This is a genomic window from Streptomyces sp. HUAS 31 (genome assembly GCF_028198125.1).
Taxonomy (GTDB): domain Bacteria; phylum Actinomycetota; class Actinomycetes; order Streptomycetales; family Streptomycetaceae; genus Streptomyces; species Streptomyces chartreusis.
This window is the reverse complement of record NZ_CP116353.1, coordinates 1,718,997-1,743,070: the sequence shown is the minus strand read 5'-3', so window position 1 is coordinate 1,743,070 and position 24,074 is coordinate 1,718,997. Positions and strand designations below refer to the sequence as shown.

The following is a 24,074-nucleotide window of genomic DNA, read 5'->3' as shown; positions in this document are numbered from 1 at the left end:
GGCCCGGCCCCTTCGGGGGCCGGGCCTCGGCGTCTCTCAGTCGGCCCTACGGCCGGCTGCTGTCGTCTTCCTGAGCCGGGCCGGCACCGTTCATATGCGCGGCTGCCTGAAAACCGGCGAAGCGGCGCCGAATCTCCTCGGCCGCCACTGTGTCGCGCGGGGCGATCGCGCAGGCGACCTGTTCCGCGATCAGCACGGCCTCTTGCTCCCCCGGGCTGAATCCGACCTTCCGGAAGAAGTCGGAGAAGAGGTCCGCTGCGGTGGTCATGTGCCGGAACGGGGCCTCGTGAGCCGGCAGTGGCCCGTCCGGCTCCGGGGGAGGAGGAAAGGCCTCCGGGACCAGGTATCGGAAGGGTTCGTCGACCTCCCTGTCGTTCGCGGCGGAGGAGAGCCGCGCCAGGAGGCCGATGTCCTTGACGGTCTTCTCGACCTGGTCGTCGTTCCTCGCCAGCCACCACACGACCGCGCTGCCCGTACTCGTGAGCACGTCGTTGCCCAGGTACTCGCGCTTGTTCTGCTCGTACTTGCGCTGGTGTTCCCACAGCGCCTCGTCCTTGCGGATCGCAGCCAACCTGTCCAGCCGTTCCTGGTCCTCGTCCGTGAGGGTCAGCTCGACCTCCAGGGCCATCGCGTGCAGGTGGCCGTCTCGGTCCGGCTCCATGACGCCGAGCGCAGCGTTGAGCTGATGCTGGACGAGCGAGCTTCTGAAGGGGTCCATGTCCGCGGTGATGCGGCCTGCGCGGGCGAGGACAGCCTCCACTGCCAGCGCCCCCGGGTTGATCAACTGCTCGCTCGCCATGGGATCGGCGGGGATCCAGCGCACCCGGGCGGAGAACAGGAAGTCGTAGTCGGCCTCGCGGCTGGACAGCGGGACCTGGCTCACGTATCGCTCCTGGCGTTCCACGGCCGGGGGAGCCGGCTGCTCGATGAGGGAGCCGGGTGGGAACGGGTCGCGTTTGCGTGCGCGGATCGCCGAGTACGTCGCGAGTGACCAGGCCGCCAGGAGCACGGCGATCGTGCCCAGCCACATCCACAGCGGCCAGTGCAGCGTCAGCCCGAGGATAAGGACGATCAGGGCGCTGATCAGGCTGAGGAACGCCGAGACGGTCTTCTGGCCGGAGCTCATGACGGAGACACCTCCAGGTCGGGCGCCACACGCGTGAAGCGGGCGCGCTGTGCGTTGTTGATCGAATTCAGTAGGCGGGAGGCGAGCTCGGGCGAGACGCTCCGACGGGCGTCGGCGTAGATGCGGCTGAGCACCGGATAGCTCGTGTCGGAGGCATCCACCAGGATGCTCAGGGTCGCTTCGGCGAGGTCGTCGTCGTGGTCAGCAGTGGTCAGCCAACGCGTGGTGCAGACGGCCCAGCGGCCCGGATCCAGCAGGTTGAAGGCCATGCGCCAGCACACGGTGAGCCATTCCCGCGTAGGTGCGGCCAGGCGGAAGTTGCCGGGAAGATCCGTCAGATGGAGAAACAGGTCTGCGTCGGCGCGGTGGTGCCGCTCGGACTGCGTCGCCAGCCTGGCGAGCAGACGGCGCTGAAGCCGTACGTCCTCGTTCACATGGGCGAGGAGAGCCTCGCGGGCGACCGTACTCGGGTGAGGCTCGTTGCGGGCGAGGTGGTGGAGGCGTACGAGCGCGGGTTCGGGATGGTGGATCGACATCACCTTGGCGCAGACCTCGACCAGAACTTCGCGCAGGTGCTTGGACGGTCGACCGGTGCTCCAGTGGTAGATCGCCGACCGGAACCTGGTGTTCAAACGCTCATCCTCGATGCCGTGCTGGAGGAGCTGGGCGGCGGCCCGCACCTCGGTCCCGCGGTGGGCCGAGTCGAGCGTCCAGCGCTCGACGAGTTTGGTGAGCCGTTCGAACTCGTGCGTGCTCAGACACAGGTCGGTGAACCGTGCGACAGCCTTCGCCGAGTCCGACTCGTCGAGCCCTCGCACCTTCAGGGCCTTGGTCAGCCAATTGCAGAGTGGTTCACGGACATCGGGCAGGTCGTTCCAGAAGAGGCGACGCGTGGCTTCGGCGAAGCCGGGTTCGGTGAAGTGGACCCGCGCGTCCGGGCCTGCCTTGGCGCCGACCGTCTCCAGCCGCAGTGAGAGCTGCTTGTGCTCCAGGAGCGGGCGCTCGTCGTGGGTGGATCCCGCCTCTTCGACCAGGAGATTCGTGGCGCGGTGCACTGCCTCGGCGCGTGCGCCCTCCAGCATCGCCGTCGTGAGAAACAGTGCGCGCTGTCTGCCTTTGCGCAGTCGGCGTACGGCGTCGGCGACATCGCGGGTGCGGTCCGTCTGGGCGGCGAGGGCGGCCTCGCACCAGGTGGCGAAGTCCCCGGGGCCCCGAGCGGCGGTGCCGATGCGCTCGGCCAGCCGGGCCAGGTCGCGCATAGGTGGCCCGCTGTTCAGATATGTGCGCAGGGCGGGAGGTGCCAGGTCGCGGACGTTTTCGTGTACTCCGGCGAGCGATAGGTGCCTGTTGACGGCCTCCCACTCATCGGGGCGGCCGATCTCCCTGCGGAACTGCGTGAACTGAGGCGAGAGCCTTTCCTCGAACCGGCCTGGCAGCACGAGCGCGAGGAATGCGTGTCTGCGCAGGACCTCATACCGGAATCCGGAGAGTTCATCGTGTACGGCACGCCAGGTCCGCTCGTCTGTGGCGGACAGGTCGAGCAGCATCCGGTCGCGTTCATCGATGAGGTCGGGGGACAGCCACGGGCCGGCGCACACCTCGGGTGCCTCCGGCGTGAGCTCGTGGTAAGTGCCGCCGTCGCGCGGGAGTTCGCACAGCAGGACCCGGGCAGCCGAGGCGCTCCCGCTGCCTGGTGTCCCGTGGAGGATGACGGTGTGCTCTTCAGTCAGGACGTCGAACGCCTCACCCATGCCGACGGGACGTGCGAATTCCTGCTGCAGCCGCCTGAGTTGATCGTCGGCGACTCGCCGGGGCGTGGCGCGAGGAGTGTTGAGGAGAGGCTCGGATCCGAAGTAGTTGTTGCTGACGTTGTAGTTGTAGGTGTCCCCGTTCCGGTCGCTCACCGTTCGTCGTCCTCCTCGGGACGGGAACGCCCGAAGCTCTGCCGGACACCGCCTTCGTTGCCGCCCTGGAAATAGTTGCCACCATCACCCATACGTACGTTGCTGGGGCCGATGTGGACGGGACCGTGGGCCTCTCGGACGGTGTTGACCTCGCCGTTGACCGTGCCCTGTACGGCGGTGCCATGGACGCCGCCGGCGATGTTGTACGTCGGCGAGGAGGAGTCCTGCTCCGCGGGAGCCTCCCTGTCGGCAGCGGCGAGTTCCGGTACGAGCCTGGCCAGGTTGTCCCCGATCTGCATGAGGTCGTACTCCTTGTTCTGGTGGTCGTAGCGCAGGCTCTGGCAGTCGGCGATTTTCCTCAGCGGGGGAGGGAGTTCGTCCTTGGTGGGACGTTCGGTCCTGCGGCCGAGCAGCACAGGGATGACCCGGATGTCGCAGAGGAAGGCTTCCTGGATCTCCCTGCCGACCCAGTCGCCGTCGCTGCGCAGCGCCTCGTGTCCGATCCAGCCGGGCCCGATCAGAGCCAGCAGGACGCCGCTGCGTCGCACGCTGTGGATCAGATGGCCGTCGAAGGGCGTGCCGGGCGGGATCGACTTGCTGGCGTAGTAGATCCGATCCCTGCCGAACCGTGCGGACAAGGCTCCGTCGAGGGTGGCGGCGGCCTGTTCTCCGTCACCGGTGCGGTAGTTGATGAAGACGTCGGGCATGGCAGATCGGCCTCTCTTCCGGAAAGGGCACAAGGAGTGAACGCGGGTTCCGCCGCTAGGGAGCGGGGGTGAGGACGGCCGTGAGGCGCGGTGAGACGGCCAGATACGACCGGTTGCGCGGATGGCGGGAGAGAGTCCGTGACAGTCGGCGCAAGTCCGTCGTGACGGTCGCGGAGGACACGGTCGTGGCGAGCGGCAGCAACTGCTCGGTGAGCTCGCAGGCGTGGTCGATCTCCCCGGCCCGCGCGTGTGCGAGGGCACGCCGGACGCCGTAGCGGACCTGGGTCCGCCAGGCGTCGACGGGCAGTCGTGCGCACTCACGGTCGAGGATCTCGGCAGCAGCCCGTGGCCTGCCGAGGTCGACCAGGCACCAGCCCGTGATCATGGAGACGGGGTCGTTGAGGTGGATCGTGCCGAGCACCGGACCGCCGGAGGACGGCCCCGGGTCCCGGGCGAGAAGCGAGCGCGCTCGGTCCAGGCCGCGCATGCAGGCGTCGTAGTCTCCGGCGAGCGCATGGCCCTGAGCCTCGCGCTGTGCGGCCAGGCCCCGGACACGCGGAGGCAGCCGGTCCGAGCGGGCGCCCTCGGCCAGGGCGATGGTGTCGTCGGCCTCGCCGCGGTAGTACGTGATCAGCGCGCGGCGCACCAGTGCGTACGACGCCAGGTCACGATCACCACTGGCGGCGGCCAGGTCCACGGCGTGTGCCGTCCAGCGCAACGCCGCGTCCTCGTCGTCGGCCTCCTGCGACAGCCAGCCCGTGAACTCGGCGAAACGCGCCGCCAGAGCGAGCAGTTCACGGCCGGTCCGGGAACCCGTCCGTTCCGCGAGTGCGCGCAGCGCCCGTGTCTGCTCGGCGACCACCGGAAGCACGGCGGCCGGAGGTGACACCTGGCCGAGTCGACGGTACTGAGCCAGGAGCGTCCGGTAGGCGTCCACCAGCGGTTCGCCGTGGGCCTCGGTGCCGCTCACCGGCGGGCCTGCCGATACGGACGCCGGTGGCGTCATGTCATCGCCCGGCCCGAGCGGGAGGATCGCTGCGGCTCCCACGGCGATCACCTGGCGACGCGAAGGCGGAGCCGGGGGTCCCGGAGGCGTTTTGTCCATGAGGTGCTCGGCTCCTGTTGTCCCGGAGGCGACGTGAGCACGCTTTGAGGGCCGGGCGGCGGCCCTCGGCGGCCGCGTGGAGACCAGGGAGGCCAGCGCACCGTCTGCGTCGAGCGTGGCGTCACACAGCCGCGCCAGTTCGGGCGAGGGGCGCTTCTGTCCCGTCTCGATCTTGCTGAGTTGTCCCTTGCTGTAGTGCACCGATGACGCGAGTTGCGCCAGTGTGAGTCCGGCCGCGATGCGCAGGCGCCGCAGCTCGGCGCCGAACGCAGGTGGCTGCTCCAGCACCTGTCTCCCCCCTTGGGCCGACGTCCCCGGTCTCTCGGGCCGCCCGGTCCCCACAGCGTCGGCTCGGTGAGCGACTCGGGCAAGGCGGGCGCCGGAGTTTCCCGTTTCCAGTTCTGATACCGGGCTGGAGGGCCGCGGCAAGCATGGCTCGAAGCGGGCGGCCGGAACGATCACGGAAATGGCTGGCAAGCCGTGCTTGCGGATTCGTACGCTGATGGTCTCCCGGTGCGAGGGTTGCGGCTGCTTCTGTGGAGCGGGCCCTTGGGGTGCGCGGTGAAACTGAGAGTTTGTGTGCCGCTGCCGAGGTGATCTCGGGAGGTTCGAGCCGGGGCGTCCGGTGCGAAGGCGACGGGTACTTCGGGGCTGTGTCCCCCGCGGGTTCGAATCCCGCCGTCGGCCGGGGTGGGTCCGGTGGCGTGGCCGAGTGGTCCAAGGCAGAGTGCGGTCCGTCGCCGGTCGGGAACTCGGGCGGGCGTCGGTTGTCAGTGGCGTTTGGTAAGAATGCAAGCGTGAGCAGCGAGAACGGGACTGAGGGCGGCGGCGCCGAGGGGGCGTCGCCCGAGCAGCTCGCGCTCATCCGGGAGACTGTGCGGCAGGCCAGGACACCGCGGGCCAAGCCCAGGACCTGGCGGGGGGCCAAGCTCGCCGAGCGATTGCCGGTGGCGCGGGTGCTGGTCGACAAGGGCGTACTGCATCTCGACCGGTACTTCGACTACGCCGTGCCGGAGGAGCTGGACGCGGACGCACAGCCCGGGGTGCGGGTGCGGGTGCGGTTCGGGGCCGGGCGGCATCGGGTGCGCGAGGGGCGGCGCGAGGGCGGCGGGCTCATCGACGGGTTCCTCGTCGAGCGGGTCGCCGAGTCCGACTACTCGGGTCCGCTGGCGGCGCTCGCCCAGGTCGTCTCGCCCGAGCGGGTCCTGAGCGAGGAGCTGTTGGGGCTCGCGCGAGCCGTCGCCGACCGGTACGCCGGTGGGCTGGCCGATGTGATTCAGCTGGCCGTGCCGCCGCGCAGCGCGCGGGCCGAGCAGCGGCCCTCACCGGAGCCGCTTCCGCCGCCCGGCAAGCCCGAGGCGGGGTCCTGGGGGCGCTATGAGCGCGGGCCCGGCTTCCTGGACGCGCTCGCTTCCGGGGGCGCGCCGCGTGCCGTGTGGAACGCCTTGCCCGGACCTGAGTGGAGCGAGGAACTGGCCCGCGCCGTCGTCGCCACGTTGGCCTCCGGGCGGGGAGCGCTCGTCGTGCTGCCCGACGGGAGGGCCGTGGCGCGGGTCGACGCCGCCCTGACCTCGCTGATGGGCGAGGGACGGCATGCGGTGCTCACCGCCGACGCCGGGCCCGAGAAGCGGTACCGGGAGTGGCTCGCGGTGCGGCGGGGGAGTGTGCGCGCGGTCGTGGGGACACGTGCCGCCATGTTCGCGCCCGTGCAGGACCTGGGCCTTGTAGCCCTGTGGGACGACGGCGACGACAGCCACAGCGAGCAGCACGCCCCGCAGCCCCACGCGCGCGAAGTGCTGCTGCTCCGGGCGGCCCAGGACAAGTGCGGCTTCCTGCTGGGGAGTTGGAGCTGCACCGTCGAGGCCGCGCAACTCGTGGAGAGCGGCTGGGCCCGGCCGTTGGTCGCCGGGCGGGAGCAGGTGCGGGGCGCGGCTCCGCTCGTACGGACCGTCGGGGACGGTGATCTCGCGCGGGACGAGGCCGCCCGCGCCGCCCGGTTGCCCACGCTCGCCTGGCAGGCGGTGCGGGAAGGACTGCGGCACGGGCCGGTGCTCGTGCAGGTGCCCCGGCGCGGCTACGTGCCCCGGATGGCGTGCGCCAACTGCCGTGCGCCCGCCCGGTGCCGGCACTGCTCCGGGCCGCTGGAGGCGCAGGGTTCCGGGGCCGATCTGAAGTGCGGGTGGTGCGGGCGCGACGAGGGTGCCTGGCACTGCCCGGAATGCGGCGGCTTCCGGCTGCGCGCCCAGGTGGTGGGGGCGCGTCGGACCGCCGAGGAGCTGGGGCGGGCCTTTCCCGCCGTTCCGGTGCGGACGTCCGGGCGTGAGCATGTCCTGGACACCGTGCCGGGCACGCCCGCGCTGGTCGTGAGCACACCGGGCGCCGAGCCCGTCGCCGAGGGCGGCTATGCCGCGGCGCTGCTGCTGGACGGCTGGGCCATGCTCGGACGGCCCGATCTGCGGGCGGGGGAGGACGCGCTGGGCCGTTGGATCGCGGCGGCCTCGCTGGTACGGCCGCAGGGCGCCGGGGGGACGGTGGTCGTCGTCGCCGAGCCCACGCTGCGGCCCGTACAGGCGTTGGTGCGGTGGGACCCCGTCGGGCACGCCGTGCGCGAGCTCGGCGAGCGGGCCGAGCTGGGGTTTCCGCCGGTGTCCCGGATGGCCGCGGTGTCCGGGCCCGGGGAGGCGGTCGCCGAGTTCCTCCGTACGGCCGAGCTGCCGCGGGACGCCGAGGTGTTGGGGCCGGTGCCGGTTGCCGTCACGGCGGTGGGGCGACCTCGTCGGGTGGGCGGGCCGCCGCCGGGGGAGCAGTGGGACCGGGCGTTGATCCGGGTGCCGCCGGGGAGCGGGGCCGCGTTGGCCGCCGCGCTGAAGGCCGCGCAGGCGGCTCGGATGGCGCGGGGCGCGAACGAGGTCGCGGTGCGGGTTCGGATTGATCCGCCTGATATCGGGTGAGGGTGGAGGCGGTGCCTCCTGTGCCGGGTGAGGGTGGAGGCGGTGCCTGCTGTACCCGGTGAGGGCGGAGGCATCGCCTCTTGCGCCTGGCGGCGACCGACATGCGCCTCAAGGCCAAGCAGCGGGGCCCCGTGCCCGCCCCCGGACAAAACTCTGCCCTCCTGGGTGCGCTCCAGGAGGGCAGAGTGCTGGGGGTCAGCCGTTGCGCGGGCCCGGGAACGCGGTGGGCCTGGCCTCGTCGCGCAGGCCGGGGCTGCCTGCCGTCGGCTGTGTCGGCATCGAGCGGGCCGCGGGGACCGTAGGCACCGGCGGGAGGGCCGTGGAGACGTTGACCGTCCGGGTGCCCGACGGTTCGGACGTGCGCTCGGCCTCGGCCGCTGCCTGGGTGGCGGCGCGGCGCGCGCCGTAGCGACGGTGGACCGCCTGCTTGGTGACGCCGAGGGCGGAACCCACCGCGTCCCAGGAGAAGCCGAGCGAGCGGTCGAAGTCCACGGCTGCCGTGACCAGGGTTTCGACGCTGTCCCGCAGCTCCTGGGCGAGACGGACCGTCGGGGCGGGCGCGCGTCCGTAGACGACGAAGCCCGTGGAGGGACCGGAGCGGCGCGGGCGGTAGACATTGCCCAGTTGCGCGGTGAGCGTGCGCAGTGCGTCCACCTGCCGGCGGACCCGCTCGATGTCCCGCACCAGCAAGTGCAGGCTGGCCCGAGCCTGGGCGTCGTGGGTTGCGTGGTCGGCCATGAACAAGCCTCTCGAACCGGCGATGAAAGGAGAGGGCCGCGCGTACGGCGGTTGCGGCCCGTTGTGGTCAACTCTTTCTTGACCAACGCGGGAGTGCTCCGCGGGTCACGCAATAGGGGCGTGTGGGCATATGCCCACGCCCCTGGGTGGTGTGTACGTCCAGACCTTCGGCCTCGGACGACTCCCATAGACTTGTGCGTTGCCCAACCGATCCCCACCGATCCCCACCGATCCCGACCGATCTCAACCGATCCCGACCGAGAGGCCCGTGCCCACCCATGAAGCTTGTCTTCGCCGGTACCCCCGAGGTCGCCGTTCCCGCTCTGGACGCTCTGATCGCCTCCGGGCGGCACGACGTGGCCGCCGTCGTCACCCGGCCCGACGCGCCCGCCGGCCGTGGGCGCAGGCTGGTGGCGAGCCCGGTGGCCGAGCGGGCCGAGGAGGCCGGGATCGAGGTGCTCAAGCCGGCCAAGCCGCGCGATCCCGAGTTCCTGGAGCGGCTGCGGGAGATCGCGCCGGACTGCTGCCCCGTCGTCGCCTACGGCGCCCTGCTGCCCCGCGTCGCCCTCGACGTGCCGGCCCACGGCTGGGTCAACCTGCACTTCTCGCTGCTGCCCGCCTGGCGCGGGGCGGCGCCCGTGCAGCACTCCATCATGGCCGGCGACGAGATCACCGGGGCCTCCACGTTCCTCATCGAGGAGGGGCTCGACTCCGGGCCCGTCTACGGCACCGTCACCGAGGCGATCCGGTCCACCGACACCAGCGGCGACCTCCTCACCCGGCTCGCCTTCGCGGGCGCCGGGCTGCTGTCCGCGACCATGGACGGGATCGAGGAGGGCACGCTGAAGGCCGTACCGCAGCCGGCCGACGGCATCACTCTCGCTCCCAAGGTCAACGTCGAGGACGCGCACATCGACTGGAGCGCCCCCTCGCTGCGGGTCGACCGGCTGGTGCGCGGTTGCACCCCCGCGCCGGGCGCCTGGACCACCTTCCGCGGCGAGCGGCTCAAGCTCATCCAGGTGCAGCCGGTGCCGGGGCGGGACGACCTCGCCCCCGGTGCGCTCTCCGTGGCCAAGAACAACGTGTACGTCGGGACCGGGTCGTACGCCGTCGAGCTGCTGTGGGTGCAGGCGCAGGGCAAGAAGCCGATGCGCGCCGCCGACTGGGCGCGGGGTGTGCGGATCGGCGACGGGGAGAGCGTCGGGGCTTGACCGGCCGTCCGTCGGGCCGACCCTGCGACGTAGGCTGGTCGTACATCTCATCCAGTAATCCGGAGCACCTTTTCGTGAGCGACACCTCCCGTCGGCCCCGCAAACCCGGCAAGCCCTACCGACGGCCCAAGAAGGACCCCGTCCGCGTCCTCGCCTTCGAAGCGCTGCGCGCGGTGGACGAGCGGGACGCGTACGCCAACCTCGTTCTGCCGCCGCTGCTGCGGAAGGCGCGCGAGAAGGGCGACTTCGACGGGCGGGACGCCGCGCTCGCCACCGAGCTGGTGTACGGGACGCTGCGGCGGCAGGGGACGTACGACGCGATCATCGCCGCGTGTGTGGACCGGCCGTTGCGCGAGGTCGACCCGCCGGTGCTGGATGTGCTGAGCCTGGGTGCGCATCAGCTGCTGGGGACGCGGATTCCCACGCATGCCGCGGTGTCGGCGTCCGTCGAACTCGCCCGGGTCGTGCTCGGCGACGGGCGCGCGAAGTTCGTCAACGCCGTGCTGCGGAAGGTCGCGCAGGACGATCTGGACGGGTGGATCCAGCGGGTCGCGCCGCCGTACGACGACGATCCCGAGGAGCATCTCGCCGTCGTGCATTCGCATCCGCGATGGGTCGTCTCCGCGCTGTGGGACTCGCTCGGCGGCGGGCGCGCCGGGATCGAGCGGCTGCTGGAGGCCGACAACGAGCGGCCCGAGGTGACGCTGGTCGCGCGGCCCGGGCGGGCCACGACCGAGGAACTGCTCGGCGAGGAGGCCGCGGTGGCGGGGCGCTGGTCGCCGTACGCCGTGCGGTTGGCCGAGGGCGGGGAGCCGGGGGCCATCGAGGCAGTGCGCGAAGGGCGTGCGGGGGTGCAGGACGAGGGCAGTCAGCTCGTCGCGCTCGCGCTCGCCAACGCGCCGCTCGACGGGCCCGACGAGAAGTGGCTGGACGGGTGTGCCGGGCCCGGCGGGAAGGCCGCGCTCCTCGCGGCGCTCGCCGCCGAGCGCGGGGCGATGCTGTTGGCGTCCGAGAAGCAGCCGCACCGGGCCGGGCTGGTGGCGAAGGCCCTGCACGGCAATCCGGGGCCTTACCAGGTCATCGCCGCCGACGGGACGCGGCCGCCGTGGCGGGCCGGGATTTTCGACCGGGCACTGGTGGACGTGCCGTGCACCGGGCTCGGGGCACTGCGGCGCCGGCCGGAGGCGCGCTGGCGGCGCCGGCCGGAGGACCTGGACGGGTTCGCCCCGCTCCAGCGGGAGCTGCTGCGCGGCGCGATCGACTCCGTGCGGGTGGGGGGCGTCGTCGGGTACGCGACCTGCTCGCCGCATCTTGCCGAGACGCGGGCGGTGGTCGACGACGTACTGAAGCAGCGGGCCGACGTCGAGTTGATCGACGCGCGGGAGCTGCTGCCGGGCGTGCCGGAGCTGGGGGAGGGGCCCGATGTGCAGTTGTGGCCTCATGTGCACGGGACGGACGCGATGTATCTGGCGTTGATGCGGAAGGTCGGCTGAAGGCGGGGGCGGAGCCGTAGCTCGCCGCATGCTCCGTCAGCCACCCCGCTGCGTTGCACGCTCCGTCAGCCACCCCGCTGACCGACCCTCGTCTCCGCCCCCGTGACCGCCGCCGGATCCCCGTCCTCCCGTGACAATCTGTGTGGCCACCACACCTTCTTGCCCACGTCCAGGAACAGGGACGTCACCAGGACCGAGCGCACGATGAAGGTGTCCAGGAGCACGCCCAGCGCGACCGTGAAGCCGATCTCGGCGAAGGCGACCATCGGGAGGGTGCCCAGGGCGGCGAAGGTGCCGGCGAGGACCAGGCCGGCGGAGGTGATGACCGCGCCGGTGGCGGCCAAGCCCGTGATGACGCCCTTGCGGGTGCCCTGGTGGGCGGCCTCCTCGCGGATGCGGGTGGTCAGGAAGATGTTGTAGTCGATGCCCAGCGCCACCAGGAACACGAAGACGAACAGCGGGAAGTCGGTCGACTCGCCGGCGTAGTCGAAGATGTGGCGGAAGGCCAGCGCGCTGATGCCGAGCGCCGCGGTGAAGGACAGGATCACCGTCCCGATCAGCAGCAGCGGGGCGATCAGGGCCCGCAGCAGGGCGGCCAGGATCAGCATCACCACGACCAGGACCAGCGGGATGATCAGGATGTTGTCGTGGGTCGTCGCCTCGTCCGCGTCGAGCAGGGCCGCCGTGCCGCCGCCCACCTGGGCGTCGGCGTCCGGCACCGCGTGGACGGCGTCCCGTACCCGTTCGACCGTCTGCTTCGCGGCCTCGCTGTCGGACGGGGCGGTCATCGTCGCCTCGAACAGCACCTTGCCCTCGAAGAACGGTTTCGTGCCCGGCGGCAGGCCGAGGGACTCGGGGACGACACCCGGGGTGTCGGCGACGGCGCGGCCCACCTCGCGGGCCTGGGCCTGGTTGCTGACGATGACCAGGGGGTCGCCGCTGCCGGCCGGGAAGTACTCCTCCGAGATCTCCTGTCCGGTGATCGACTCCGGTTTGTCGGTGAAGGCGTCGGCGTTGCTCAGCCCCTCGGCGCGCAGTTGGAGCAGGCCCAGGGAGCAGACCGCGAGGACCGCTGCCGTGATGGCCCAGGTTGTCCGGGGGCGGCGGGCGATGTTGCGGCCCATGCGGGCCCAGACGCCGCGCTCGTGCGGGTTCTCCGCGCCGATGTGCGGGATCACCGGCCAGAAGATCCAGCGGCCGAAGATGACGAGCAGCGCGGGGAAGAGGGTCACCATCGCCAGCAGGCCCACCGCCACACCGATCGCGGCGACCGGGCCGAGACCGCTCGTCGAGTTCATCTCCGCCGCGAGCAGCACCAGCATGCTCAGGACGACGGTCGCGCCGGAGGCCAGTACCGCGGGGCCCGCGCGGTGCAGCGCGAGGGCCATCGCCTCGTGACGGTCCTCGTGATGGCGGAGTTCTTCCCGATATCGGGCGACGAGCAGCAGCGCGTAGTCGGTGCCCGCGCCGAAGACGAGGACCGTCAGGATCCCCGCGCTCTGGCCGTTGACCGTGAGACCGCCGTGCTCGGCCAGGAGATAGATGATGGCCTGCGCGGTGAACAGGGCGACGATCACGGCGACCAGGGGGACCAGGAGCAGGGTCGGGCTGCGGTAGGTGATCAGCAGCATGACGATGACGACCGCCATCGCCGACAGCAGAAGCGTGGAGTCGATGCCCTCGAACGCCTCGGCGAAGTCCGCCGAGGTGCCGCCCGGCCCCGTGATGTACACGGCCAGGCCGCCGCTGCTCGTCCCGACGATGTCCCGGATGGAGTCGACGGCGGGTGCGATACGGTCCCAGCCCTGCTCGTCCATCGTGATCGGGACCTGGACCTGCGCGGCGCGCGGGTCGATCTCCCGTTCGAAGACGGGCCCGCGGGTCTCGTCGCCCCGGATGCCGTGGGCGGTCAGCTGCTTGAGCTGGGCCACGTCCTCGGTGATCGCGGCCCGGTCCTGGGCCGTGAGGCCACTGTCACGGGCGTAGATGACGACCGCCGGGATCTGCTCCGGCCTGAAGTCCTCCGAGATCTGGAGGACTTGGGTGGATTCCGCTGACCCGGGCAGCCAGGACGCCGCGTCGTTGTCCTGCGCGTCGCTCAGCTTCTGGGCGAGCGGCGCCGTCACGAACAGCACCACCAGCCACAGGGCCAGCACCACCCACTTGGCGCGTCGTCCGCAGACCAGATGGGCTATGCCCTGCTGTCCCGAACCCGTCCGCCGGTTCTTGTCCCGGGTCTCCGTCATGGTCACCCCCGCAGCCGTACAGCGATCCGGCCGGCGGCCCAGCATGGCACGCACGGCCCGGCCACAACATCCGATGAACGTCTTAGGTCTGGACCGGCGCGAACATTCGTGCCCGGACATGGCAGGCTTGGGTCATGGCCGCGCAGATCAACCCCAGCATCCTGTCCGCCGACTTCGCCCGCCTCGCGGACGAGGCGAAGGCGGTCGAGGGAGCCGACTACCTCCACGTCGACGTCATGGACAACCATTTCGTCCCGAACCTCACGCTCGGCGTGCCGGTCGTAGAGTCCCTGGCCCGTGCGACGGACACCCCGCTGGACTGCCATCTGATGATCGAGGCCCCCGATCGGTGGGCGCCCCAGTACGTGGAAGCGGGGGCCTCCTCCGTCACCTTCCATGTCGAGGCCGCCGCCGCCCCCGTGCGACTGGCCCGCGAGATCAGGGCCAAGGGCGCCCGCGCCTCCATGGCGCTGAAGCCGGCGACGCCCATCGAGCCGTACGAGGATCTGCTGCCCGAACTCGACATGCTGCTGATCATGACGGTCGAGCCGGGCTTCGGTGGTCAGGCGTTTCTCGACATCATGCTTCCGAAGATTCGCCGCACCCGCGAGTTGATCAGCAAGCACGGCCTCGACCTGTGGCTCCAGGTCGACGGCGGTGTCTCGGCCACCACCATCGAGCGGTGCGCGGAGGCGGGCGCGGACGTCTTCGTCGCCGGTTCGGCGGTGTACGGGGCGGACGACCCCGCCGCGGCGGTCCGCGCGTTGCGCGCTCAGGCGGAGGACGCGACGAAGTCCGCCGCCTGGGCATGCGACCACTGAGCCAAGGGAACGTGAACGGCGCCCATCAGGGCGGATCAAGAGCGCCGGATCTGCAAGGATGAACGGCGAATCCAGAGTGTGAACAGCAGTGAGGAGATCGCCGTGTCGGGTATGTCGGCGGGCCGGTCAGCCATGCGGATGGGACCCGCTGAGCTGGTGCAGGCGGCGGCCATGGCCCGCCGCTTCTACCTCGAGGGGAAATCCAAGATCCAGATCGCCGAGGAGTTCGGCGTCAGCCGCTTCAAGGTGGCCCGGGTCCTGGAGACCGCTCTCGAACGGGATCTGGTGCGTATCGAGATCCGGGTGCCGGCCGAGCTGGACGCCGAGCGCTCCGACGCGCTGCGCGCCCGCTACGGCCTGCGGCACGCGGTCGTGGTCGAGTCCCCGGCCGACGCCGAGGAGACGCCCGACCCGGAGAACCTGGGAGAAGTGGCCGCCGACCTGCTCGGCGAGCTGGTGAACGAGGGTGACGTGCTGGGCCTGGCCTGGGGCCGGTCCACCATCCACATGGCCGCGGCCCTGGACCGGCTGCCGCCGTGCACGGTGGTGCAGCTGACGGGTGTCTACGACGCCGGGACCGCCGAGCGCGGTTCGGTCGAGGCGGTCCGCCGGGCGGCCCAGGTGTCGGGCGGTGACGCCCACCCCATCTACGCGCCGATGCTGCTGCCGGACGCGGCCACCGCGGCGGCACTGCGCCACCAGACGGGCATCGCCCGGGCCTTCGAGTACTTCGACAAGGTCACCGTCGCCTGCGTCTCCATCGGCTCCTGGGAGCCGGGCATCTCGACGGTGCACGACATGCTCAGCGACGAGGAGCGCGCGCACTACGCCTCGCTCGGCGTCGCCGCCGAGATGTCCGCGCACCTCTTCGACGCCGAGGGCCGACGCGTGGGGCGGGACCTCGGCGAGCGCTGCATCACCGTCAAGGCCGACCAGCTCCGTCGTATCCCGGAGGTCGTCGCGATCGCGGGCGGGGCGCGCAAGGCGGCCGCGATCGACGCGGTGCTGCGGTCCGGGCTCGTCACCAGCCTGGTGACGGACACATCGGCGGCGGACGTGTTGATGGCAGCGGGTCCGACACCGAAGCCGGCGCTCAACAGGGTGGATCCGGACGGGAACTGACGGAACATCAGGAGGGGGTGGCCGCGGCCGCCCCCTCCTTCGTGTACGACCACCACGAATCGACGACCACTACGACGGGGCGGTACCGGCATGACGGAGCTCGTGGTCACGCTCGACCTGGACGGGGTCACGGACAAGGCGGGCCTGATGGACCGCTGCGCCCGTGATCTGCGGCTGCCCGACTGGTTCGGGCGCAACTGGGACGCGCTGGCCGACTCCCTCTCCGACCGCACGGTGTGGCCGGAAAGCGCCGCCGAGCAGGGGATGCGGATCGTCGTACGGAACTGGCGGCCGTACGCGAAGGCCCGGCCCGACGAGTGGGAGACCGCTCAGGAGGTGTTCGCCGAGGCGGTGGACCGCACGTCGGCGCTCTCCGTGCTGCTCGCCCTTGGAGGATCCTCCCAGGGAGCCTCTGACCTGCTCGTATGAAGCAACCGTGCATCGCAATCCGGTCAGCATGGGACAATGAAGTACGTGCTCTTCCCCCTGGCTGACCTGTCCGGGGGCCACCTCTGATCGACTGGGATGTGCAGCACGTGCGTTTCCTCAATGACATCCAGCCCCCGTACGACCTGACGTACGACGACGTCTTCATGGTCCCGAGCCGTAGCGCGGTCGGTTCGCGGCAGGGGGTGGACCTCAGCGCCCCGGACGGCACGGGCACCACGATCCCGCTGGTCGTCGCCAACATGACCGCCATCGCCGGCCGCCGTATGGCCGAGACGATGGCCCGGCGCGGCGGCCTGGTCGTCATCCCGCAGGACATCCCGATCGAGGTCGTCACCGAGGTCGTCGGCTGGGTCAAGAGCCGGCACCACGTCCTCGACACGCCGATCGTGCTGGCCCCGCACCAGACCGTCGCCGACGCGCTGGCCCTGCTGCCCAAGCGGGCCCACAACGCCGGCGTGGTCGTCGACGAGAACCAGCGGCCGGTCGGCGTGGTCACCGACGAGGACCTCTCCGGCGTGGACCGCTTCACGCAGCTCGAAGTCGTCATGTCCCGCGACCTGCTGCTCCTGGACGCCGGAATCGACCCCCGTGAGGCCTTCAACAAGCTCGACGGCCACAACCGGCGCTACGCCCCGGCCGTGGACTCCGAGGGCCGTCTCGCGGGCATCCTGACCCGTAAGGGCGCCCTGCGCGCCACGCTGTACACGCCCGCCTTGGACGCCGACGGCAAGCTGCGCATTGCGGCCGCCGTCGGGATCAACGGCGACGTGGCGGGCAAGGCCAAGCAGCTGCTCGACGCGGGCGTCGACACCCTCGTCATCGACACGGCGCACGGCCACCAGGAGTCGATGATCGCCGCCATCCGGACCGTGCGGGCGCTCGACCCGCAGGTGCCGATCGTCGCGGGCAACATCGTCGCCGCCGAGGGTGTGCGGGACCTGATCGAGGCCGGTGCCGACATCATCAAGGTCGGTGTCGGACCGGGCGCGATGTGCACCACCCGCATGATGACCGGCGTCGGCCGGCCGCAGTTCTCCGCGGTGCTGGAGTGCGCGGCCGAGGCGAAGAAGTACGGCAAGCACGTGTGGGCCGACGGCGGTGTCCGGCACCCGCGTGACGTCGCCATGGCGCTCGCCGCCGGCGCGTCCAACGTGATGATCGGGTCCTGGTTCGCGGGGACGTACGAGTCGCCGGGCGACCTCCAGCAGGACGCCGGCGGGCGGCTCTACAAGGAGTCCTTCGGCATGGCCTCCGCGCGTGCCGTGCGCAACCGTACGTCCGAGGAGTCGTCCTACGACCGTGCCCGCAAGGCGCTGTTCGAGGAGGGCATCTCCACCTCCCGTATGTTCCTCGACCCGGCCCGGCCCGGCGTGGAGGACCTGATCGACTCGATCATCGCGGGCGTGCGGTCGTCCTGCACCTACGCGGGTGCCGGCTCCCTGGAGGAGTTCGCCGAGAAGGCCGTCGTCGGCATCCAGAGCGCCGCCGGCTACGCCGAGGGCAAGCCGCTGCACGCCAGCTGGAGCTGACGCTCAGTCAAGACCGGCTCGCCCAGTAGCTCGGGTCCTGCTGTGTTCGGGCGACTGCGGGTGCTTGGGGGCCGTTCGCGCAGTTCCCCGCGCCCCTTCAGGGGGGTGCGGCGAACGCACCTTCAGGGGCGCGGGGAACTGCGCGACAAGCCACCGGCCACCCGCGCCTTGCAACGGTCGAAAGCCCCCCTGCAACGAACACCCACCCAGCCGCCAGACACGCAATGATCATGCGGGCACACGCAAGGTTGCTGCATTTCACCAGCAACGTCTCTCGCCCTAGGCTGTCGCCTCGTACGTGGCGTGGCAGGGACCCCGCTCGGTGGGTCCCTGTCGCCAGGGGTGCCGCTGGTCCCTGTCGCCCTGAACGGCAGCGATAAGGAGCCAGCGCGTGCTCGACCAAGGCGCACCCCCGCAGTCCCCAGGCCAGAAAGCCGCCCCCGCGTCCCCGGGCGTCGGCGCGCGCCTGATGCGTCGCAAGCCCGTGGAACACCTGGTCGCAGAGGGTGGCCAGGGCGACGGAGGGTCCCTGCGACGCTCCCTCGGCCTGTGGCAGCTCACCATGATCAGCATCGGTGCCACACTCGGCACCGGCATTTTCGTCGTCCTCGGCGACGCCGTCCCGGAGGCCGGTCCCGCGGTCACCCTGGCCTTCGTGATCGCCGGTCTCACGGCGCTGTTCTCGGCCCTGTCCTACGCCGAGCTGGCCGGCAGCATCCCGGTCGCGGGCTCCTCCTACTCGTATGCGTACGCAACGATGGGTGAGCTCGTCGCCTGGGTCTGCGGCTGGTGTCTGGTGCTGGAGTACGGCGTCTCGGTGGCCGCCGTCGCCGTCGGCTGGGGCGAGTACCTCAACGAGCTGCTCGACGGGACGATAGGCGTCACCATCCCGTCCGTGCTGTCCTCCGCGCCCGGCGAGGGCGGGATCATCAACCTGCCCGCGCTGATCGTCGTGATGCTGGCGATGGTGTTCCTGCTCGGCGGCGTCCGCGAGTCCGCCCGCGCCAACACGATCATGGTCGCCGTCAAGATCGTCGCGCTGGTGCTGTTCTGCGCGGTCGGTTTCATGGGCTTCAAGTCCGGCAACTACGAGGACTTCATGCCGCTCGGCATGGCCGGTGTGAGCGCCGCGGGCGCCACCCTGTTCTTCTCCTACATCGGCTTCGACGCCGCCTCCACCGCCGGTGAGGAGGCCAAGGACCCCAAGCGTGACCTGCCGAAGGCGATCATGCTCTCGCTGATCATCGTGACCGCGCTGTACGTCCTCGTCGCGGGTGTCGCCGTCGGCGCCTGGAACTGGACCAAGTTCGAGGGCTCCGAGGCCTCCCTCGCCGCGATCATGAACGACGTCAGCGGCCAGTCCTACTGGGGCACGCTGCTCGCCCTCGGCGCCGTCATCTCCATCGCGAGCGTGGTCCTGACCGTGCTCTACGGCCAGACCCGCATCCTCTTCGCCATGTCCCGTGACGGCCTGGTGCCCAAGGCGCTCGGCAAGGTCCACGCGAAGACCGGCGCGCCGCGCCTCAACACCGTCATCGTGTCCGTGTTCTGCGGCGCCCTCGCGGCCCTCATCCCGCTGGGCAAGCTCGTCGACGCCACCAGCATCGGCACGCTGTTCGCCTTCGCGCTGGTCAACATCGCGGTGATCGTGCTGCGCGTGAAGCGGCCGGAGCTCGAGCGCACGTTCAGGGTGCCGTTCGGGCCGGTGCTGCCGGTGCTGGGCTTCCTGTTCTGCGCGTACAACATGTTCAGCCTCGACACCGTCACCTGGGTGGTCTTCGGGTGCTGGATGGCCGCCGGTCTCGTGTTCTACTTCCTGTACGGCTACCGCCGTTCCCGTCTTGCCACATCAGAAGTGAAGTGAACCACCCGCAGTGCTGAACGATCTCGACGAACGCATCGTGCACGCCCTCGCCGAGGACGCCCGCCGCTCCTACGCGGACATCGGGCAACTCGTCGGCCTGTCCGCGCCCGCCGTGAAACGGCGCGTGGACCGGCTGCGTGCCACCGGAGCCATCACCGGGTTCACCGTGCGGGTGGATCCGTCGGCCCTCGGCTGGGAGACCGAAGGGTTCGTCGAGATCTACTGCCGGCACAACACCTCGCCGGAGACGATTCGGCGGGGGCTCGAGCGGTATCAGGAGGTTGTGGCCGCGTCCACCGTCACCGGTGAGGCGGATGCGGTGGTGCAGGTCTTCGCCTCTGACATGCGGCATTTCGAGCGGGTGCTCGAGCGGATCGCCGGGGAGCCGTTCGTGGAGCGGACCAAGTCGGTGCTGGTGCTGTCGCCCTTGTTGCGCCGGTTCTCTTCCGGGTCGCCTACGTAGCGCTCCGCGGGGAGGCCGGGTTTCATCCGCGGGCCGGTGGGGGCTGGTCGCGCAGTTCCCCGCGCCCCTACAGGAAGTTCCTGCGGACCTTCTTCAGCATGTGCCGGACGACCAGTGCGTGGGCGCCCGTGCCGATGACGAGCCCTCGGTAGACGGTGCCCGCCCGGCCCGGGAACCTCGCCCGGGTCTCCGCCCGCAGGCGGGTGTGGCCCTGGGGCGTCTCCACCAGGTGGAAGAGCAGCGCGTACGTCGAGAACGGGTGGCGGCCGACGTATGCCAGCTCCTGGCCCGGGATCGACACCGCCGCCTTGAACCCGCGGGAGCCGTCCATCAGGGCGGTCAGCTCTTGCCAGACGGCGTCGGTGTCCGCCTCGACGAGTGTCGCGTGCTCGTCGACGAACGGCAGGGCGGGGATCTCGGTGGCGTCCATGGGGGAAGTCTCGCCCGCCCTGCCACGCCGCTGCGTCCTCCCGCAGGCGGACCCGCACAGCCGTTTGGCGGAGGACGTCAGTCGGCCGTCTTTCTCGCCAGGGCGTTGTTGTCGATCGAGTTGTGGACGCTGAAGCTCACCGCGTCCGAGCGGTAGCGGTCGTCCGACCACTCCACCGGGCGGCCCTCGCGGGTCGTCGTCACGCGCCGTACCCGCAGCAGCGGGCTCGTGCGGCGGAGGCCCAGCAACTCGGCGTCCTGGGCGCCCGCTGACACCGCGTCGATGACGTGCTCGCCGTAGGCGAAGACCAACCCCGTGTCCTCGTACAGGCGTTGGGTGACCGACGCGCAGTCGGGCTCTATGGACTCGACGGCCGGTGAGATCCAGTCCGCGTAGACCGTGCGCTCCACAAGCACCGGCTCGCCATCCAGGCCGCGCACCCGCAGGACGTGCAACACCGGGGTGCCGGCGGACAGTTGGAGGCGTACCGCGTCCTCCTTCGTCGCCGGGCGGTACTCCTGCGAGACCACGTGGCCGGTCGCCTCCCGGCCCATCGCGTTCGCCCACTGGGCGAAGCTGCGCAGCTCCGCGAAGCTCTGGCTGCGGCGGCTGGCCAGGACCACCCGGCGGGCGCCCTGGCGCGAGCCGATGAGGCCCTCGGCGGTCAGTGCCGCGACGGCCTGGCGGACCGTGCCGCGCGAGACGCCGTACCGGGCCGCGAGGTCCGTCTCGGCGGGCAGCAGCGAGCCGACCGTGTACTCCTCGCGGTCGATCGCCCGACGCAGCTCGTCGGCGATCTCCTCGTGTCGCGCCGTCATGCTTCCCCTCTGAGTCCGTTGCTGTGCACAGCGTGACCAGCGTAATCGAGATCGTCCAGCACTCCGTTTCTGAGGGGAGTGTGCACAAATTCAGGGCAGAGGCTTTCGCCAGTGTTTACGAACGTGTCACCATCGGCGGGCCTACTGGGGCCAACTTGTTCAGACAAGTTTGAGATCTTTCCTTGGGCAAGATCCTCCTGCACCCTCGCGCGTCCCCTGGAGAAACCGTGTCCACGTCCCTGCCGAGTACAGCCCTGCCGAGAAACGCCGCCCTCGGCGGTGCCCTCGCCGTCGTCGCCGCACTCGCCCTGAGCGCCTGTGGCGCCGCCCCCGACAACGCGTCCACCGCCGCCGACGGCAAGAGCGCCGCCACCGCCACCTCCGCCGCCGACCTCGGCGGGATGGACAAGCTGGTCGCGGCGGCCAAGAAGGAGGGCACGCTGCACGCCATGGCGCTGCCCCGCGACTGGGCCAACTACGGTGCCCTCATCGACGGCTTCCAGAAGAAGTACGGCATCAAGATCGAGGTCGAGAACCCCGACGGGTCCAGCCAGGACGAGATCAACGCCGTGACCTCGCGCAAGGGGCAGGACCGCGCCCCCGACGTGCTCGACCTCGGCAGCTCCTTCGCGATCAGCGCCGCCCAGCAGGGGCTGCTCGCGCCGTACAAGGTCGAGACCTTCGCCGACATCCCCGAGGGCCAGAAGGACACGCAGGCCCGCTGGTACAACGACTACGGCGGCTACATCTCCATAGGCTGCGACGCGAAGCGGGTCAAGGAGTGCCCGAAGACCTTCGCCGACCTGCTGAAGCCGCAGTACAAGGGCCAGGTCGCCCTCAACGGCAACCCCACCAAGTCCGGCTCCGCCTTCGGCGGCGTCTACGCGGCGGCGCTCGCGAGCGGCGGCTCCTTCGACGACATCCAGCCCGGCCTGGACTTCTTCGGCAAGCTGAAGAAGAACGGCAACTACACGCCCGTCGAGTCGACGCCGGCCACCGTCGAGAAGGGCGAGACGCCCATCAGCATCGACTGGGACTACCTCAACGCCGGCTACGCCGAGGAGTTCAAGTCCAAGGGCGTCGACTGGCAGGTGTCGGTGCCGAGCGACGGCAAGTTCTCGCAGTACTACTCCCAGGCCGTCAACAAGGACGCCCCGCATCCCGCGGCCGCCCGCCTGTGGCAGGAGTACCTCTACAGCACCGAGGGCCAGAACCTGTGGCTCAAGGGCTTCGCCCGCCCGGTGCTGATGCCCGCCATGGACAAGGCCGGCACCCTCGACAAGACGGCCGCGGCCAAGCTGCCCGAGGTCTCCGGGACGCCCGCCTTCCCGACCGAGGACCAGCAGAACAAGGCCAAGACGGTTCTCGGCCAGGGCTGGGCGAAGGCCGTCTCCGGATGACGACCACCCTCACCCGGGTCGACACGGCGACCGCCGCTCCGCTGAAGCGGCGGCGCCGTGCCGTCGGCGGCTGGCTCGCCGTCCTCCCGCTCCTCGTCTTCACCGCGCTGGCCTTCGGCCTCCCCGCCCTGGCCATGCTGAACGGCGCCTTCACCGCCAAGGACCCGGCCACGGCCGCGACCTCGTACACCGCCGACAACCTGACGAACTCGCTGCAGGGCGCCTACCTCACGGCCCTGCTCGGCAGCGTCAAACTGTCCGCGGTCTCCGCCGCGCTCGGCACCCTGTTCGGGCTGCCGCTCGCCCAGGCCGTGGTGACCTCCCGCTTCCGCGCGCTGCGCGAGGCCGTGCTCACCGCCTCCGGGGTGCTCGCGAACTTCGGCGGCGTCCCGCTGGCCTTCGCCTTCGTCGCCACGCTCGGCAACGCCGGTGTGCTGACCCGGCACCTGGGCCTGAGCGACAAGGGCTGGGACCTGTACAGCTTCTGGGGCCTGGTCCTGGTCTACCTGTACTTCCTGATCCCGCTGATGGTCCTCACCATCACCCCCGCCCTGGAGGGCCTGCGCTCCCAGTGGCGCGAGGCGGCGCAGAACAACGGCGCGACGACCGCGCAGTACTGGCGGCACGTGGCCCTGCCCGTCCTGCTGCCCACGCTCCTCGGCGGCTTCGTCCTGCTCTTCGGCAGCGCCTTCGCCGCGTATGCCACGGCCGCCGCCATGGTGGGCAGCTCGATCCCGCTGGTCACACTCCAGATCGCCGACGCGCTCTCCGGGAACGTCCTGGTCGGGCAGGAGAACGTGGCGCTCGCCCTCAGCCTCGACATGGTCCTGGTCGCCGGCCTGGTGATGGCCGTGTATCTGCCCCTGCAACGACGGAGCGCCCGATGGCTCGCCTGAACCTGTGGCGGTGGGGCGTGCTCGGCCTCGCCGGCCTGTACTTCCTGGTGCCGCTGGCCGCGTCCGTCGTATTCACCGTCGATGTGCCCGGGCAGGGACTCACCTTCGACGCGTACACGCAGATCTTCTCCACCGAGGGCTTCGTCTCCAGCCTGCTGCTCTCGCTGGAGCTGGCCCTCGCCACCATCGTCGTCGTCCTGCTGCTGATGGTGCCCGCCATGGTCGCCCTGCGGCTCGGCGCGCCCCGGCTGCGGCCGGTCGTCGAGGTGGTTTGCTCGCTGCCGCTGGTCGTGCCGCCCATCGCGTTCGTCGCCGGCATCGGCACGGTGCTGAAGTGGGGGCCCGAGCACCTGTCGCGCACGCCGCTGTTCCAGACGTTCGTCGCGATCCAGAACCCGGACTTCCCCGTGGTGCTGGTCCTGGCCTACGTCGTGATGGCGCTGCCGTTCGTGTACCGGGCCCTGGACGCCGGACTGCGCGCCATCGACGTACGCACCCTGGTGGAGGCCGCCCGCAGCTGCGGTGCCGGCTGGCCGCAGGCGCTGGTCCGGGCCGTGCTGCCCAACCTCCGCGGCGCCCTGCTCAACGCCTCCTTCCTCACCCTCGCCCTCGTGCTCGGCGAGTTCACGGTCGCGCAGCTGCTGGGCTTCCAGCCCTTCGCCGTGTGGATCGTGAACGTCAGCGGCTCGCAGGCCCAGCTGTCGGTCGCCGTGTCCGTGCTGAGCCTGCTCGTGACCTGGGTGCTCCTTCTCGTGATGGCCGGCTTCGGCGGCCGTACCCGTTCCGACTCCCGGGGATGA

20 protein-coding genes are annotated in these 24,074 nt (G+C 70.9%); 12 read left to right on the top strand and 8 right to left on the bottom strand.

What is annotated here, in order from left to right; all coding sequences use genetic code 11:
• Window positions 1-46: 46 nt before the first annotated feature.
• The 4 genes from PGH47_RS07510 to PGH47_RS07495 are packed head-to-tail and all read right to left on the bottom strand — an operon-like array spanning window position 47 to window position 5,130.
• Window positions 47-1,126: a hypothetical protein gene (locus PGH47_RS07510; protein WP_271662789.1), complete on the bottom strand. Its 1,080-nt coding sequence runs from the start codon at window positions 1,124-1,126 to the stop codon at window positions 47-49.
• On the bottom strand, window positions 1,123-3,030 hold the full coding sequence (locus PGH47_RS07505; RefSeq protein WP_271662788.1) for a hypothetical protein: 1,908 nt from the start codon (window positions 3,028-3,030) through the stop codon (window positions 1,123-1,125). Before PGH47_RS07505 ends, PGH47_RS07510 begins: the two co-directional genes overlap by 4 nt.
• Window positions 3,027-3,737 carry a toll/interleukin-1 receptor domain-containing protein gene (locus PGH47_RS07500; protein WP_271662787.1) on the bottom strand — a complete coding sequence of 237 codons (711 nt, stop codon included), beginning with the start codon at window positions 3,735-3,737 and terminating at the stop codon, window positions 3,027-3,029. Before PGH47_RS07500 ends, PGH47_RS07505 begins: the two co-directional genes overlap by 4 nt.
• A gap of 55 nt (window positions 3,738-3,792) precedes the next feature.
• Window positions 3,793-5,130: a helix-turn-helix domain-containing protein gene (locus PGH47_RS07495; protein WP_333937992.1), complete on the bottom strand. Its 1,338-nt coding sequence runs from the start codon at window positions 5,128-5,130 to the stop codon at window positions 3,793-3,795.
• 509 nt (window positions 5,131-5,639) lie between these two features.
• Here PGH47_RS07495 and PGH47_RS07490 point away from each other — a divergent pair.
• Entirely contained in the window at window positions 5,640-7,793 is a 2,154-nt protein-coding gene (locus PGH47_RS07490; RefSeq protein WP_271662786.1) for a primosomal protein N', read from the top strand.
• A 195-nt stretch (window positions 7,794-7,988) separates the two neighbouring features.
• On the opposite strand, the gene PGH47_RS07485 is transcribed toward PGH47_RS07490, so the two are convergent.
• Window positions 7,989-8,531, bottom strand: a complete 543-nt coding sequence (locus tag PGH47_RS07485; RefSeq protein WP_125525721.1) for a hypothetical protein — start codon at window positions 8,529-8,531, stop codon at window positions 7,989-7,991.
• A 278-nt stretch (window positions 8,532-8,809) separates the two neighbouring features.
• Between PGH47_RS07485 and fmt the strand changes: the two genes are divergently transcribed.
• The gene (gene fmt, locus PGH47_RS07480) at window positions 8,810-9,742 is read left to right on the top strand and encodes a methionyl-tRNA formyltransferase (protein WP_271662785.1); all 933 of its coding nucleotides are present in this window, start codon (window positions 8,810-8,812) and stop codon (window positions 9,740-9,742) included.
• A gap of 74 nt (window positions 9,743-9,816) precedes the next feature.
• Entirely contained in the window at window positions 9,817-11,235 is a 1,419-nt protein-coding gene (locus PGH47_RS07475) for an RsmB/NOP family class I SAM-dependent RNA methyltransferase (RefSeq protein WP_271662784.1), read from the top strand.
• Window positions 11,236-11,300: 65 nt separating this feature from the next.
• On the opposite strand, the gene PGH47_RS07470 is transcribed toward PGH47_RS07475, so the two are convergent.
• On the bottom strand, window positions 11,301-13,481 hold the full coding sequence (locus PGH47_RS07470; RefSeq protein WP_271662783.1) for an MMPL family transporter: 2,181 nt from the start codon (window positions 13,479-13,481) through the stop codon (window positions 11,301-11,303).
• A 134-nt stretch (window positions 13,482-13,615) separates the two neighbouring features.
• Here PGH47_RS07470 and rpe point away from each other — a divergent pair, with 134 nt between their 5' ends.
• From rpe to PGH47_RS07440, 6 genes are all read left to right on the top strand, one after another.
• Complete coding sequence (gene rpe / locus PGH47_RS07465; protein WP_176577859.1) at window positions 13,616-14,302, top strand: ribulose-phosphate 3-epimerase; 687 nt, start codon at window positions 13,616-13,618, stop codon at window positions 14,300-14,302.
• Between the two features lie 78 nt (window positions 14,303-14,380).
• Complete coding sequence (locus PGH47_RS07460) at window positions 14,381-15,424, top strand: sugar-binding transcriptional regulator (RefSeq protein WP_271662782.1); 1,044 nt, start codon at window positions 14,381-14,383, stop codon at window positions 15,422-15,424.
• Window positions 15,425-15,514: 90 nt separating this feature from the next.
• Window positions 15,515-15,853 carry a barstar family protein gene (locus PGH47_RS07455; RefSeq protein WP_271662781.1) on the top strand — a complete coding sequence of 113 codons (339 nt, stop codon included), beginning with the start codon at window positions 15,515-15,517 and terminating at the stop codon, window positions 15,851-15,853.
• A gap of 107 nt (window positions 15,854-15,960) precedes the next feature.
• Window positions 15,961-17,403 carry a GuaB1 family IMP dehydrogenase-related protein gene (locus PGH47_RS07450; protein ID WP_163017202.1) on the top strand — a complete coding sequence of 481 codons (1,443 nt, stop codon included), beginning with the start codon at window positions 15,961-15,963 and terminating at the stop codon, window positions 17,401-17,403.
• Between the two features lie 391 nt (window positions 17,404-17,794).
• Window positions 17,795-19,267: an amino acid permease gene (locus PGH47_RS07445; protein ID WP_107909394.1), complete on the top strand. Its 1,473-nt coding sequence runs from the start codon at window positions 17,795-17,797 to the stop codon at window positions 19,265-19,267.
• A 10-nt stretch (window positions 19,268-19,277) separates the two neighbouring features.
• A complete protein-coding gene (locus PGH47_RS07440) occupies window positions 19,278-19,730 on the top strand; it encodes an Lrp/AsnC family transcriptional regulator (protein WP_030947984.1) in 453 nt (150 codons plus the stop codon).
• A 67-nt stretch (window positions 19,731-19,797) separates the two neighbouring features.
• Here PGH47_RS07440 and PGH47_RS07435 read toward each other — a convergent pair whose 3' ends face one another.
• Both PGH47_RS07435 and PGH47_RS07430 read right to left on the bottom strand, forming a co-directional pair.
• A complete protein-coding gene (locus tag PGH47_RS07435; protein ID WP_271662780.1) occupies window positions 19,798-20,160 on the bottom strand; it encodes a hypothetical protein in 363 nt (120 codons plus the stop codon).
• Between the two features lie 77 nt (window positions 20,161-20,237).
• A complete protein-coding gene (locus tag PGH47_RS07430; RefSeq protein ID WP_271662779.1) occupies window positions 20,238-20,978 on the bottom strand; it encodes a GntR family transcriptional regulator in 741 nt (246 codons plus the stop codon).
• 227 nt (window positions 20,979-21,205) lie between these two features.
• Between PGH47_RS07430 and PGH47_RS07425 the strand changes: the two genes are divergently transcribed.
• The 3 genes from PGH47_RS07425 to PGH47_RS07415 are packed head-to-tail and all read left to right on the top strand — an operon-like array spanning window position 21,206 to window position 24,074.
• On the top strand, window positions 21,206-22,378 hold the full coding sequence (locus tag PGH47_RS07425; RefSeq protein ID WP_271662778.1) for an ABC transporter substrate-binding protein: 1,173 nt from the start codon (window positions 21,206-21,208) through the stop codon (window positions 22,376-22,378).
• Window positions 22,375-23,274 carry an ABC transporter permease gene (locus PGH47_RS07420; RefSeq protein ID WP_271662777.1) on the top strand — a complete coding sequence of 300 codons (900 nt, stop codon included), beginning with the start codon at window positions 22,375-22,377 and terminating at the stop codon, window positions 23,272-23,274. Before PGH47_RS07425 ends, PGH47_RS07420 begins: the two co-directional genes overlap by 4 nt.
• The gene (locus tag PGH47_RS07415) at window positions 23,262-24,074 is read left to right on the top strand and encodes an ABC transporter permease (RefSeq protein WP_271662776.1); all 813 of its coding nucleotides are present in this window, start codon (window positions 23,262-23,264) and stop codon (window positions 24,072-24,074) included. The genes PGH47_RS07420 and PGH47_RS07415 overlap by 13 nt, the downstream gene beginning before the upstream one ends.